11 protein-coding genes and 1 tRNA gene are annotated in these 11,932 nt (G+C 62.5%); 2 read left to right on the top strand and 10 right to left on the bottom strand.

All coding sequences use genetic code 11. The features are described from left to right. Positions 1-30: 30 nt before the first annotated feature. The gene (locus C9I57_RS25040) at positions 31-963 is read right to left on the bottom strand and encodes a c-type cytochrome (protein WP_107153274.1); all 933 of its coding nucleotides are present in this window, start codon (positions 961-963) and stop codon (positions 31-33) included. A 353-nt stretch (positions 964-1,316) separates the two neighbouring features. On the opposite strand from C9I57_RS25040, the gene C9I57_RS25035 reads away from it, so the two are divergent. Together C9I57_RS25035 and C9I57_RS33065 are read left to right on the top strand one after the other, a co-directional pair. Beyond that, positions 1,317-1,392 (top strand) — tRNA-Arg (locus tag C9I57_RS25035). 180 nt (positions 1,393-1,572) lie between these two features. Beyond that, positions 1,573-1,785, top strand: coding sequence for an Arm DNA-binding domain-containing protein (locus C9I57_RS33065; RefSeq protein ID WP_020566274.1), 213 nt, complete (start codon positions 1,573-1,575; stop codon positions 1,783-1,785). A gap of 493 nt (positions 1,786-2,278) precedes the next feature. On the opposite strand, the gene C9I57_RS25020 is transcribed toward C9I57_RS33065, so the two are convergent. From C9I57_RS25020 to C9I57_RS24985, 9 genes are all read right to left on the bottom strand, one after another. Continuing rightward, positions 2,279-2,584 (bottom strand): BrnA antitoxin family protein, encoded by a 306-nt coding sequence (locus C9I57_RS25020; RefSeq protein WP_035468755.1) that lies wholly within the window; start codon positions 2,582-2,584, stop codon positions 2,279-2,281. Then, positions 2,538-2,816, bottom strand: coding sequence for a BrnT family toxin (locus tag C9I57_RS25015; RefSeq protein WP_018441448.1), 279 nt, complete (start codon positions 2,814-2,816; stop codon positions 2,538-2,540). Before C9I57_RS25015 ends, C9I57_RS25020 begins: the two co-directional genes overlap by 47 nt. Further along, a complete protein-coding gene (locus C9I57_RS32505) occupies positions 2,800-3,459 on the bottom strand; it encodes a hypothetical protein (protein WP_146166258.1) in 660 nt (219 codons plus the stop codon). Before C9I57_RS32505 ends, C9I57_RS25015 begins: the two co-directional genes overlap by 17 nt. Positions 3,460-3,530: 71 nt before the next feature. Then, positions 3,531-3,731 carry a hypothetical protein gene (locus C9I57_RS25010; RefSeq protein WP_107153273.1) on the bottom strand — a complete coding sequence of 67 codons (201 nt, stop codon included), beginning with the start codon at positions 3,729-3,731 and terminating at the stop codon, positions 3,531-3,533. Between the two features lie 200 nt (positions 3,732-3,931). Beyond that, positions 3,932-4,225, bottom strand: coding sequence for a GYD domain-containing protein (locus tag C9I57_RS25005; protein WP_107153272.1), 294 nt, complete (start codon positions 4,223-4,225; stop codon positions 3,932-3,934). Positions 4,226-4,420: 195 nt separating this feature from the next. Then, on the bottom strand, positions 4,421-5,977 hold the full coding sequence (locus C9I57_RS25000; RefSeq protein WP_107153271.1) for a methyl-accepting chemotaxis protein: 1,557 nt from the start codon (positions 5,975-5,977) through the stop codon (positions 4,421-4,423). A 103-nt stretch (positions 5,978-6,080) separates the two neighbouring features. Next, a complete protein-coding gene (locus C9I57_RS24995) occupies positions 6,081-7,370 on the bottom strand; it encodes an MFS transporter (RefSeq protein WP_107153319.1) in 1,290 nt (429 codons plus the stop codon). 111 nt (positions 7,371-7,481) lie between these two features. Beyond that, on the bottom strand, positions 7,482-10,514 hold the full coding sequence (locus C9I57_RS24990; RefSeq protein WP_107153270.1) for an FAD-binding and (Fe-S)-binding domain-containing protein: 3,033 nt from the start codon (positions 10,512-10,514) through the stop codon (positions 7,482-7,484). Positions 10,515-10,569: 55 nt separating this feature from the next. Then, positions 10,570-11,790 carry a pyridoxal-phosphate-dependent aminotransferase family protein gene (locus C9I57_RS24985; protein ID WP_107153269.1) on the bottom strand — a complete coding sequence of 407 codons (1,221 nt, stop codon included), beginning with the start codon at positions 11,788-11,790 and terminating at the stop codon, positions 10,570-10,572. Positions 11,791-11,932: the final 142 nt, after the last annotated feature.

Here is an 11,932-nt window from a genome sequence, read left to right as displayed (position 1 = left end):
GTCAGAACTCCTGAATATTGGCGGTGCTAATTATTTCGCCGCGCTGACCATATAGTCGACGGCGGCTTTCACGTCGGCATCCGACGCCTGCGATCCGCCTTTCGGGGGCATGTTGCCCTTGCCGTGCAGCGCGTAGTTGTAGATCGTGTCCATCGGGTCCTTGAGGCGCGGCGCCCAATCGGCTTTGTTGCCGAACTTCGGCGCGCCGAGCACGCCGGCCGCGTGGCAGGCCTGGCAAACCTGCTGGTAGAGAGCCTTGCCGGCCTGGTTCGCGTCGGCGCTCGCGGTGGTCGTGGCGGGAGCCGATGCGGGTTCGGCCTTGGATGCCGAGTTGAGCGCGGCCATTGCGGCGGCGGCTTGCTGACCTGCCGCTTGGGCGCTGGCTTCGGCTGGGGATTGCGCGGAGGCGCCCGATGCTCCAGAGGCGGCTTGGGCCGTCGCCGTTGCGCTTGCGCCCTGCGCCGGTGCGGCCGGCTCGGGGAAATTCGCCCCGCCGTGATCCGCCATGTAGACGACAGCGCGGGCGATCTCGTAGTCGCTGTAGTCGTCGGGCGACGTACCGCCGCGCGGCGGCATCGCGCCCTTGCCCGTCAATGCCGTGTGCAGCAACGTGTCATAGCCTTGCGCGATGCGCGGCGCCCAGTCCGCGCTGTTGCCGAACTTCGGCGCTCCCGCGGCGCCGGTGCCATGGCAGGTGACGCAAACGGACTTGAAGACTTCCTCGCCTGTCTTATAGACGTGCGGCGCATTGGCATCGCGAACCGTGACCTGCGCGATCGGGGCGATGCGCTTCGCGACGGCGGCATCGGCGAGCTCGTCCGTGCCGGCGCCCGTGCGTACCGTCTCGTTGACGTTGTAGGCCAGCAGCCAGATGATCACGATCGGGATCGCGAACGCGGCGACGACCGCCGCAATCAGCTGGCCCGGCGTTTTGATCGGGGCTCCGTGTGGTGCTTCGCTCATGCTTGTCTCGTCTCCCGGTGAATATTTGTTCGTGAGCGGTACAGCGTGACGGCAACGACGACTACGGCAACGACTTACTTCATTCCATCGACCACGGACGATTATAGACGGAAGGTTTTGGCGTCGGCGAGATGGCGGTCGGATGGTGTGGGGCGCGTTTACCCGCAATGGTTTGCCGTGGGTTTCCGCGGTTGGGGCGGTTGTTTGCGGGCGCGGAGCGAGGCAGGGCGGGCGTTGCCCGGTATTCGGGGGCGGATCGCGGGCGGGGAAGGTGGACGCGTCACGCGAAACAAGGTATTCTCTTTGTCTTGCTTGGCGCTGCGCCCCACCGGCCGCGGCGCCTTCGCATTGAAGCGCCCGTAGCTCAATGGATAGAGTACTGCCCTCCGAAGGCAGGGGTTGCTGGTTCGATCCCAGCCGGGCGCGCCATCTAGTTTTCCGCAGAAATCCCCTGAAGTCCAGTCCTGAGAAGCCTTGCCGGATAAGGCGTTGCAGGAAATTTGCGTCCGGGAAACGCCAGAGAATTCCCGGGAAATCCGCCGTTTGCATGTCCCTCAAGTTGTACGCAAAATGGTTGCTCCTCGATTGTGCCTTGTTGGGTACAAGATCATGGGACAGCTCACCGACTTGCAGGTCAAGAACGCGGAGCACCGGACGAAAGAATACTTTTTGGCGGATGGCGATGGGTTATACCTTCGCGTTCGTCCGACTCGTAAGGTCTGGGTTTATCGCTACATGCGAGATGGAAAAAACATCAAGCTGAAGGGGCCAATTTTTCGTCGTGTAGCCAAGCGCTCCGAGGCGACGCGCTACATGAGCTAGAACACGATCAACAGTGCGCTGCGTACGCTGGGCTACGGCACCAAAGAGCAAATTACTGGTCATGGTTTCCGTGCGACGGCCCGTACTCCGATCCGGGAATATCTCGGGTGGGATAAGGAGGTGATTGAGCGTCATCTAGCTCATGTCTCGAGCGAGGAACTGGGCGATAGCGCTGCACCATCTTCATCGTTTCCCATCCTCCAAGGTCGGCCTGCGGAATCTGCGCATCAGACGCGGTAGCTTTGCTGCGTTTGATGATTGATCGAGTCTCCGCGATATTCCAGTTTCGGGTCATGTGTAATCAACATTTCGATGATTGCGAACAGCCCAATTACCTGAAATTCCGAATTCGTAGGCAACATGCCGAGCGAGTGCGCACATTAAGAATTCCTTGGTGGCGTGTGGTGACTCGAACACTCGACCTACGCACTAAGAGACCGCCTCCCTGGCGCGTGAGAAGCTCAGAATGTAACGGGCATGCCCGATGGCCTGCTCAACGCATCATGCCATGCGACTGTGCCCACTCACGCAATGCTTGATTCATCCGCGTCTGCCAGCCTTCTCCCTGCGACTTGTAGGCTTCGATGATGTCAAGATCGATGCGCAGATTCATCTGCGCTTTCTTAGCGCCGGGTGGGCGACCGCGCCCGCGTTTCACGAGTACGCCGGCGAGGTGCTCGTCTGCCTGCTCGAAGAATTCATCGCCGAGCTCTGGAATTTCCTCATAGTCTGCCGGCTTGACGCCGCGGGCGTCAGCCTTCGCCAAGTCGCTCTGCAAAGCGCTTTTCCTCGCGTTCATTTGCCTTCCTCATCGAAATAACGTGGCGAGCGTCGCCCCGTTGTGTCCATACCACGATAACCATGCGGCCCCCCAAGCGCCCGACAGTAACGATCCGCTCTTCACCGTAGTCGAAACGGTCATCGACCATATCGAGCGTGTTGCCTTCGAAAACTGTTGCGGTGTCTTCAAAGGCGAGTCCGCGGTCCTGGAACGTCGCATCGCGCTTGGCTCGATCAAAGGTTATTCTCACTATTTATTGTATCCCCAAAAAATGAAGAGCGCCAATGTTTTTTTGTATCCCCAACAATGTTGAGGATACGTCGTGGAAGTGAGTATGTAGATCGAGCTACGGCGCGCGTCGACTTGAGACGAAAGATAGGACAAATGCCCACTGGAGGCCCATCCGTTTCGGCGCCTCCGGTGGCGCGGCGCTGTTCGATCGGGGCGGTTAAGCCTTGGCGCGAAGCATGCGGCTGGTCGTCGATTGCAATCACGCCCCCGACTAGCGCGAGACCTAACCAAATCTCGCACCATACCTCGTAGCCGGCGGCGTCATATGCAGATTCTCCGTCGAGACCGAATCGTGCGCCCAGTACGCCTAAGACAAGGTGATCGAGGAGCGGCGAAGGCAAGCTGCGCAATAATACGGTTGTGAGGACGTTTATTGCAGCGGCGCCAGAAAGGATCGCGAACAGTATGCGAAGCTGCTTGCCTCTTAACTTGTTCGCCAGCGATGCGATGGCAATGCTGCAGAGAAGCAGCAGTATCAATCCGCCGCCGGTGTATAGATCCTCACGCGGCGCCGGCAGCAAGAGGATGAATGGCGCAACGTCGAATAGTGCCAGGACGCCAGCCAGCAGGCTATTAGTAGCGGCTGAATTCGGTTTGCGCATTGTGCTTGAGTTGACCCTGGGTCTTTTGGCGTGATCGCCCTCCGTTTCGCTGGCGAGCTAGTACTAGTACATCACCGCAGCAACTCGGCCACACCGAGCACGGCGCCCACAAACGCCGTCGCCCATATCACCGGATACCAGCGCACGTCGCGCTGCAGCTTTGCCGTTTCGGCGCGAAGCTTCGCGCCTTCGTCAACCAACTTCATCGTCTCGGCCATCATCTTGGCAATGTTTGCCTCGATCATGGCGACGTCCAGTTTTCCTTCTTCCATCTTTCGATGTCCGAGCACTCAGTGTTCGCGCCCGGAATGGGCGGCCGGGAGCATTGTGCATCGGCTCGATCGCGCGGTTGTCAATCCCCATGGAAAAATCAGACGCCGCTCCCATCGTCCGCAAACCGCACAGGGAGGCGGGAGCGGCTTCTCCCGCCCCGGGACGCTCACGCGTCAACTGTCATCACCAAGCTCATCGATCAAGGCAGCTTGCCGATCATCGACGCCAGTTCGTTCTTCGTGAACGCGCGCAAAGACTGCGTACGCACGTTACCGGCGGAGCACATAGCCAGGCCGAAGGTCGTGAAGCTCTCATCATCGGGAGCATCGATAACTGCCACGACGTCGTACTGGCCGAGCGTCCAGAAGACTTCCTTCATTTCGCAGCCAAAGCCCTTCGCCAATTCCGCTACTTGGCTAGCCCGTTGCGGGCTGTTTTTGATGGTGCGGATACCCTGATCAGTGAACTGCGCAAGCACGATATAAGTCGCCATGACGATTCCCCTTACGATTCGACGTGTCGGGACTTCCGCGCGAGCGCTGCCGCGCGGGTGCACGGCAACGGTCCGCGCGTCTTTCATTCTAGGCGACGCGAATCGGCCGTTTCGGCGCTATTTCAAGCACTGCGGCGCCAGGGGAATCGCCGCGATTTTGCTCCGGCAAAGCGAGCGGCGAGGAGACGTCCGAACTCAAGCAGTCCTGAATATCGCAACCGCCGCCGACAGCCGCCGAGCCTGATCCTCGAGCGAACTCGCCGCGGCGGCCGCCTGCTCCACGAGCGCGGCGTTCTGCTGGGTCACCTCGTCCATCTGCGACACGGCCCGATTGACCTGATCGATCCCCGTGCTTTGCTCGATCGCCGCCGACGCGATTTCGCTCATGATCGAGCTCACGCGCGTAATGGCGCCGACGATTTCGCCCATCGTCGACCCGGAGCGCTCGACGAGCTGCGCGCCCGTCGTGATCCGCCCGGTCGACTCGTCGATCAACGTCTTGATTTCCTTGGCCGCCGCGGCGCTGCGCTGCGCGAGCGAACGGACCTCGCTCGCGACGACGGCGAAGCCGCGCCCTTGCTCGCCGGCACGCGCGGCTTCGACGGCCGCGTTCAATGCGAGGATATTCGTCTGGAACGCGATGCCCTCGATCACGCCGACGATGTCCGCAATCTTGTGCGAATCGCCGACGATCGCCTGCATCGTATCGACGACCTTGCGGTTGAGCTCGCCGCCCTGCGTGGCGAGGCTCGAAGCGCCTTGCGCGAGCTCGCTCGCATGCTTCGCGTTGTCGGCGGTCTGCTTCACCGTCGAAGTCAGTTGCTCCATGCTGGCCGCCGTCTCCTGCAACGATGCGGCTTGCTCTTCGGTGCGCTGAGAGAGATCGGCGTTGCCGGCCGCGATCTCGCTCACGCCCGTATCGATCGCCTGCGTCCCCTGTCGCACGACGTCGACTGTGCCGATCAGCGCTTCTTGCATCGTCCCAAGCGCCGAGGCGAGCTTGCCGACCTCGTTGTCGCTTTCGGCTGCGATGCGGCCCGTCAGGTCGCCGCGCGCGATACGATCGAACTGCTCAATCGTGGCATCGACCGGATGCACGATCGCGCGCATCAATATCGCGCGCGCGAACCAGGACAACACGAGCGCAAGCCCGATGCCGACAGCCACCGCGGCGCTCACGAAATGAAAGCGCGCATGCGCCTCGCGGTAGCGTTGCTCGCCGCTGTCGACATGCAGGCGTTCGAGCGCCTGCATCGCCTTTTCGTAGCCGTTATAGAGAAAGGGCAGCTTATGCGACTGCAGTTCCAGGAACGTATTGCGGTCTCCCGCTTTCAGCGCGGCCATTGCAGGCTCGACGCCGTCATGCAGGAGCGCATCGCGCTTGTCCTTCATGTCCTGCAAAAGACGCTGCACATTATCGTCGTCGCCCGCGATGCTCACATAGTGAGCAAGCAGCTTGTTCGACAACTGCAAGTACTTATCGAATCGCGTCAGAACCGCTTCGGCGCCCTTCTGATCGTTCAAATCGGTTAAAGACGCGTAAGTCGCAAGGGCAAGCCGCAGGCGCAGCAGCTGCCCCGCGCTGCCCTCCAGATCGGCGACGGCGGGGGTATCGATCGTGTACATCTGCTGTAGCGACTCGTTGCTCGCGCGCAGCGAGAGCAATCCCGCTGCGGCCCCGATCAGCAAAACGACCGCAAAAAAAGCGACTAACGCCGTCAAGCATGCGCGAATCGACAGCTTCTTCAACATCGGTTATCTCCCGTAATCTCTCAGTGGCCCCGGCAGGAAACAGTGCCTCATGAATTACGGCAGATTCAGGAAAAACTTAACCGAGTTAAGGAATTTCCTACGATTACACGAGCTTGCGCACCCCTTCGGCTTTAACGTCGCGCTCCTCGACATCGAGCGTCCGATTGGGCTGCATCGTGAACGAAAGGACGATGCCGAGCGCCATCAATGCCATCGAAATGATGAACGGCAGATTCCAGTTCCCGGTGCGGTCGATGAGGAAGCCGCCCACGACGGGGCTCACGATCGCCGCAAGCGCCGAGCCGGTGTTCATGACGCCGCTCGCAATTCCGGAGTGCTTCGGCGCGATGTCCATCGGCACTGCCCACATCGGCCCGATCGTCATCTCGTTGAAGAAGAACCCCGCGCTCAGGCAACACGCGGCGAGCGTGATCGACAGATCGGACACGAACATGATCGGCGCGAGCGAGAGCAGGGTGAGGAACATGCAGATGCCGACCATCAAATTGCGCGCCATGCGCACGTTGCCGCTCTTCTTGAGGATCGCGTCGGTGAGCGAGCCGCCGAGCCAATCGCCGAGCACGCCGGCGAAAAAGACGCCCGAGGCGAAGAGCGCCGACTTCGTGAGCTGCATGTGATAGTTGTGCAGGAAGTACTGCGGAATCCAGCTCAGGAAGAGCCAGAGCACCCAGCCGTAGCAGAAGTAGACGGCAGTGACGGGCGCCATACGGGCGAAGAGACGCCGCCACGGCGTCGCTGGCCGATCCTTCGCGCCCGAGTAGGTCGGCAACGCGGCGCATTCGTCTTCGGTGATGCGCGGATGCTCGCGTGGATTGTCGCGGAAATACCAGATCCAGACGACCGCCCAGAGGAAGCTCAAGATGCCGGTGATGATGAACGCGCCGCGCCAGTTCGTCGCGACCATAAGCCAGCCGATGACCGGCGGCGCGACGGCATTGCCGATGCGCGACGCCGCGTGCGTGATGCCCTGCGCCATCCCGCGCTTCTCGGGCGGCATCCAGTTCGACATCGCGCGCGTGGCGGTCGGGAACGTCGCCCCTTCGCCAAGACCAAGCAGCAAGCGCGCGACCAGCATCGAGGCGAGGCCGCCCGCGAGCCCGGTCAGCACCGTGGCGCCCGCCCAGATGATGCCGCACAGGGCGAGCGTGCGGCGCGGGCCGAACCGGTCGCCCACCCAGCCGCCGATGATCTGGAACACGAGATACGGATAGGCGAACGCGGAAAACACGAGGCCGATCTGCGTATGCGAGAGGCGCATCTCCGGACCGAACGCGCTCGCCGCCGTGCTGACGTTCACACGATCGACGTACGTGATGAAGTACATCACGCATAGAAGCAAGAGCACTCGCATCGTGGCACGACGAAACATCATGGTCTCCTTGCTAAATAGTGCTGCGTTCATGAGCTTCAATTCGAACTGCCGAATTCGACTACGACTGCTTACTACTTCTTTCGCTCCGCTCGTCGCCGTGCGGGCATTGGTTCAATCGTCCCGCAACGCCTGCGCCAGGACGCGCGCCACATGCAGTGCCTCTCTTTGCGCTCCGTCGGCGATTTGATGACGACAACTCGTGCCATCGGCGACGACGAGCGCATCGCCCGCTTCACGCACGGCCGGCAACAGCGACAGCTCGGCCATTGCCATCGATGTTTGGTAATGCTCGGCCTCATAGCCGAAGCTGCCGGCCATTCCGCAACAGGACGATTCGATCGTCGTGACTTCGAGCCGGGGAATCCAACCGAGCACGACCTCGACAGGACGCAATGCATCGAACGCTTTCTGGTGGCAGTGGCCGTGAACGAACGCTTTCGCATGCGAGAGCGGCTTCAGATCGAGCGTGAGGCGCTGCGCGGCCTTTTCGCGTACGAGGAACTCCTCGAAGAGAAACGAGGCGGCGGCAAGACGCTTCGCCACGTCGCCGAAGCCGTAAGCGAGGAACTCGTCGCGCACCGTCAGCAGGCAAGACGGTTCGAGACCGACGATCGGCATGCCCCGATCGATGTAGGGCATGAGCGCGTCGAGCGTGCGTCGCGCTTCAGCCTTGGCCTCGTCCACACGCCCCGCTGAAAGGAAGGTCCGCCCGCAGCAAAGCGGGCGCTCGCCGTCTCTCGTGTTGAAGTGCACCGTATAGCCGGCCGCCTCGAGCACACGCCGCGCGGCCCGCGCATTGCCGGGCTCCATATAGTTGTTGAACGTGTCGACGAAGAGCAACACCTCTTTGCCGCGGCTTACCGGCCGATTGCTTAGGACTGCAGACGAAAGGAATGGGCGAGTGAAGCGAGGGAACGCCCGCATCGGAGCGAGGCCCAGCCGCCGCTTGACGGCGCGCGCGAATGCCGGCGCTTTCTCAATCGCGGCGAGGAGCGCGGGCGCGCGGCTCGCGAGCGGCGCATAGCGCGGCAGGAACGCGACTAGCCGGTCGCGCAGCGTCGTGCCGTGCTCCGCATTCCATGCGGCACGCGCCTCGATCTTGAGTCGTGCCATATCGACGCCGGTCGGGCAGTCGCGCTTGCAGCCTTTGCACGAGACACAGAGGTCCAGCACTTCCTTCACGTCGCGGCTCGCGAGCGCGTTGCGCCCATCGTCCGCGAGTTGGCCCGAGAGCGCGAGCCTTAGCGTGTTCGCGCGGCCGCGCGTCAGATGCTGCTCATCGCGCGTCACGCGGTAGCTCGGGCACATCGTGCCCGCGTCGAACTTGCGGCAATGGCCGTTGTTGTTGCACATTTCGACGGCTTTCGCGAGGCCGCCGGTCGCGTCGCCGCCTGAGCCGGCCGGACCTTCGTCGCCCGTGAGCGGATCGCGCGTGACGTTCCAGCGCGACCAGTCGAGCCGCGGCTGCCATGCGCGTTCGCGATAGCTCGGCGAAAAGCGAAAGTTGACGGGATCGTCCATGCGCGGCGGATCGACGATCCGGTTCGGACTCATCCGGTTCTCGGGATCGAAGAGCGCCTTGATCTCGCGGAACGCCGCGTTGATGCGCGGCCCATATTGCCAGGCCACCCACTCGCCACGGCACAGCCCGTCGCCGTGCTCGCCCGAATACGCGCCCTTGTACTCGCGCACCATCGCGGCGGCTTCTTCGGCGATCGCGCGCATCTTGTTCGCGCCGTCGCGACGCATGTCGAGAATCGGCCGCACGTGCAGCGTGCCGACACTCGCATGCGCATACCAGGTGCCTTCGGTGCCGTGCTTATGGAAGACTTCGGTCAGCCGGCGCGTGTACTCGGCCAGATTTTCGAGCGGGACGGCGCAGTCTTCGATGAACGAGACGGGCTTGCCGTCGCCCTTCATGCTCATCATGATGTTGAGCCCGGCCTTGCGGACTTCCCACAGTGCCTTTTGCTGCGCGGCGTCGGGCATCTCAACGACCGAGCCCGGCAGGCCGAGATCGCCCATCAACTCGACGAGGCGCGCGAGCTTCGTCAGCTGCACGGCTTTGTCATCGCCGGCGAACTCCACGAGAAGGATGGCTTGCGGCGAACCCTTCAACGCTTTTTCGATGACGGGGCGGAACGCGGCGTTCGACATCGACAGGTCGATCATCGTGCGGTCGACGAGCTCAACGGCCGACGGCCCAAGCTTCACGATGTGCTGCGTCATGTCCATCGCCGCGTAGAACGTCGGGAAATTCACGACGCCGAGTACTTTGTGCGTGGGCAGCGGAGCCAGTTTCAGCGTGAGCTGCCGGCTGAACGCAAGGGTGCCTTCCGAGCCGACGAGCAGATTCACGAGATTCGGCTCGCCGTCGCGGGTGTAGGGCAGCGGGTTCTGGCAGTCAAAAAGATCGAGGTTGTAGCCCGCCACACGCCGTAGCACTTTCGGCATGCGCTCGCGCAACTCGTCGCGCTCGCGCTCGGCGATGCGGCGCACCCCTGCGATCAGCTCGCGCGTGCGTGCATCGTTCGACATCTTCGAGAGCGCGGCGAAGCGCGTCTCGTCACCATTGGCCAGCACCGCGTCAATCGCTTCGACGTTGTGCACCATGATGCCGTACTCGATGGAGCGGGAGCCGCATGAGTTGTTGCCGGCCATGCCGCCGATCGTGCATTGCGCGCCCGTCGAAACATCGACGGGAAACCAGAGTCCGGAGGGCTTGAGCCACGCGTTAAGATGGTCGAGCACGATGCCGGGCTCGACGGTGACGGTGCGCGCGTCTTTGTCGAAATCGACGATCCGGTTGAGCCATTTGCTCGTATCGACGACGAGCGCTTCGCCGACCGCTTGACCGCACTGGCTGGTTCCGGCGCCGCGCGCGAGCACGGCGGCCTTGCTGTCGCGCGCGATTTCGAGCGCCAGGCGCAGGTCTGCCTGGTCCTTCGGCACGACCACGCCGATCGGCATGATCTGATAGATCGACGCGTCGGTCGCATAGCGGCCGCGCGAGGCGCGGTCGAACAGGACATCGCCCCGCAGTTCTTTGGTGAGCCGAGCCGCGAGCGGCGTCAACGCGGCGCGCGCGGAGGCGGGCATCAGTCGGATCGGTTGGACGAGTCCCGGCGAATGATCTTTACGCATCGATATCGCGATCGGTTGAGTCAGGCGAGGGCCAGCTCGATGATGGACATGACGATTACGCCGCGACCTTCAGCTTAGGCTTCGCGACATGCTTCACGAGGTAATCCATCGCCGCGGCCAAGCCGCTGCCGGCGAGCTTCACGCCGGCCAATTGCAAGCCCATTTCGCAACCGGAAAGCGTGGCCATCAGCGTGAGATCGTTGCATTCGCCGAGATGGCCGATGCGGAACATGCGGCCCTTGACCTTGCCGAGCCCTGTGCCGAGCGACATGTCGAAGTGCTCGTAGATGAGCTTGCGCACGGCGTCCGCATCGACGCCCTCGGGCATCACGACGCCGGTCAGCACGGGCGAATAGACAGCCGGATCGGCGCACTGGATATCGAGCCCCCACGCGGTGACGGCCGCGCGGCATGCCGCCGCGAGCCGCTGATGGCGCGCGAAGACGTTCTCGAGCCCCTCCTCGAGGATCATGTCGAGCGACTCCGACAGCCCGTAGAGCAGGTTCGTGTTCGGCGTGTAAGGCCAATACCCCTGCTGGTTCATTTCGATGATTTCGGACCAGCCCCAGAACGCACGCGGCAGCTTTGCGGTGCGGCTCGCTTCGAGCGCTTTCTTCGATACGGCGTTGAAGCTGATGCCGGGCGGCAGCATCAATCCTTTTTGCGAGCCGGACACGGTTACGTCCACGCCCCATTCGTCGTGGCGATAGTCGGCCGATGCGAGGCCCGAGATCGTATCGACGAGCAAAAGCGCCGGGTGCTTCGCCGCGTCGATGGCGCGCCGCACGGCCGCGATGTCGGAGGTCACCCCCGTCGACGTCTCGTTGTGCACCACGCAGACCGCCTTGATCGCGTGCGCCGCGTCGCCTTTCAGCCGCGCTTCGATCATGTCGGCCTGCACGCCTCGACGCCAACCCTCGATGCCAGGCAGCCCGAGAAACTCCGGCTTCAATCCGAGGTTTTCAGCCATCTTCTTCCATAGCGTCGCGAAGTGGCCGGTTTCGTACATCAGCACCGCGTCGCCAGGGGAGAGCGTGTTGCAAAGCGCCGCTTCCCACGCCCCTGTGCCCGAGGCTGGATAGATCACCACGGGCTGCGTCGTCTTGAAGATCTTCTTGATGCCTTCCAGGACTTTCAGCCCTAGAGCGCCGAACTCCGGCCCGCGATGGTCGATCGTCGGGTAGCTCATCGCCCGCAGGATACGGTCCGGGACCGGGCTCGGACCGGGAATCTGCAAGAAGTGGCGGCCCGCGGGATGGAAGTCGAGCTTCAGCATGGTGCAAGATCCTTTGAATTTTGCATGCAAAAAACTTTAGCCTACGATTGAGGGGAAGGAAAGCGATGTGTGACCTAGGGAAATCCCTGCCAGCGTGCCCGTACCGGCCGGTGCGTAAAATCGGGATCAAAGTAATCGCGGA

It is taken from the genome of Trinickia symbiotica (assembly GCF_003028655.1).
Classification (GTDB): Bacteria; Pseudomonadota; Gammaproteobacteria; order Burkholderiales; family Burkholderiaceae; genus Trinickia; species Trinickia symbiotica_A.
Note: the sequence above shows the minus strand (reverse complement) of the source record. Positions and strands in the feature narration are given on the sequence as shown.

Excerpts from the sequence above, each read along its gene's own strand:
- C9I57_RS25010 (WP_107153273.1), bottom strand. The coding sequence starts at position 3,731 with ATGGAAGAAGGAAAACTGGACGTCGCCATGATCGAGGCAAACATTGCC.
- C9I57_RS24990 (WP_107153270.1), bottom strand. The coding sequence starts at position 10,514 with ATGCGTAAAGATCATTCGCCGGGACTCGTCCAACCGATCCGACTGATG.
- C9I57_RS25040 (WP_107153274.1), bottom strand. The coding sequence starts at position 963 with ATGAGCGAAGCACCACACGGAGCCCCGATCAAAACGCCGGGCCAGCTG.
- C9I57_RS25000 (WP_107153271.1), bottom strand. The coding sequence starts at position 5,977 with ATGTTGAAGAAGCTGTCGATTCGCGCATGCTTGACGGCGTTAGTCGCT.
- C9I57_RS24985 (WP_107153269.1), bottom strand. The coding sequence starts at position 11,790 with ATGCTGAAGCTCGACTTCCATCCCGCGGGCCGCCACTTCTTGCAGATT.
- C9I57_RS25005 (WP_107153272.1), bottom strand. The coding sequence starts at position 4,225 with ATGGCGACTTATATCGTGCTTGCGCAGTTCACTGATCAGGGTATCCGC.
- C9I57_RS32505 (WP_146166258.1), bottom strand. The coding sequence starts at position 3,459 with ATGCGCAAACCGAATTCAGCCGCTACTAATAGCCTGCTGGCTGGCGTC.
- C9I57_RS25020 (WP_035468755.1), bottom strand. The coding sequence starts at position 2,584 with ATGAACGCGAGGAAAAGCGCTTTGCAGAGCGACTTGGCGAAGGCTGAC.
- C9I57_RS24995 (WP_107153319.1), bottom strand. The coding sequence starts at position 7,370 with ATGATGTTTCGTCGTGCCACGATGCGAGTGCTCTTGCTTCTATGCGTG.
- C9I57_RS33065 (WP_020566274.1), top strand. The coding sequence starts at position 1,573 with ATGGGACAGCTCACCGACTTGCAGGTCAAGAACGCGGAGCACCGGACG.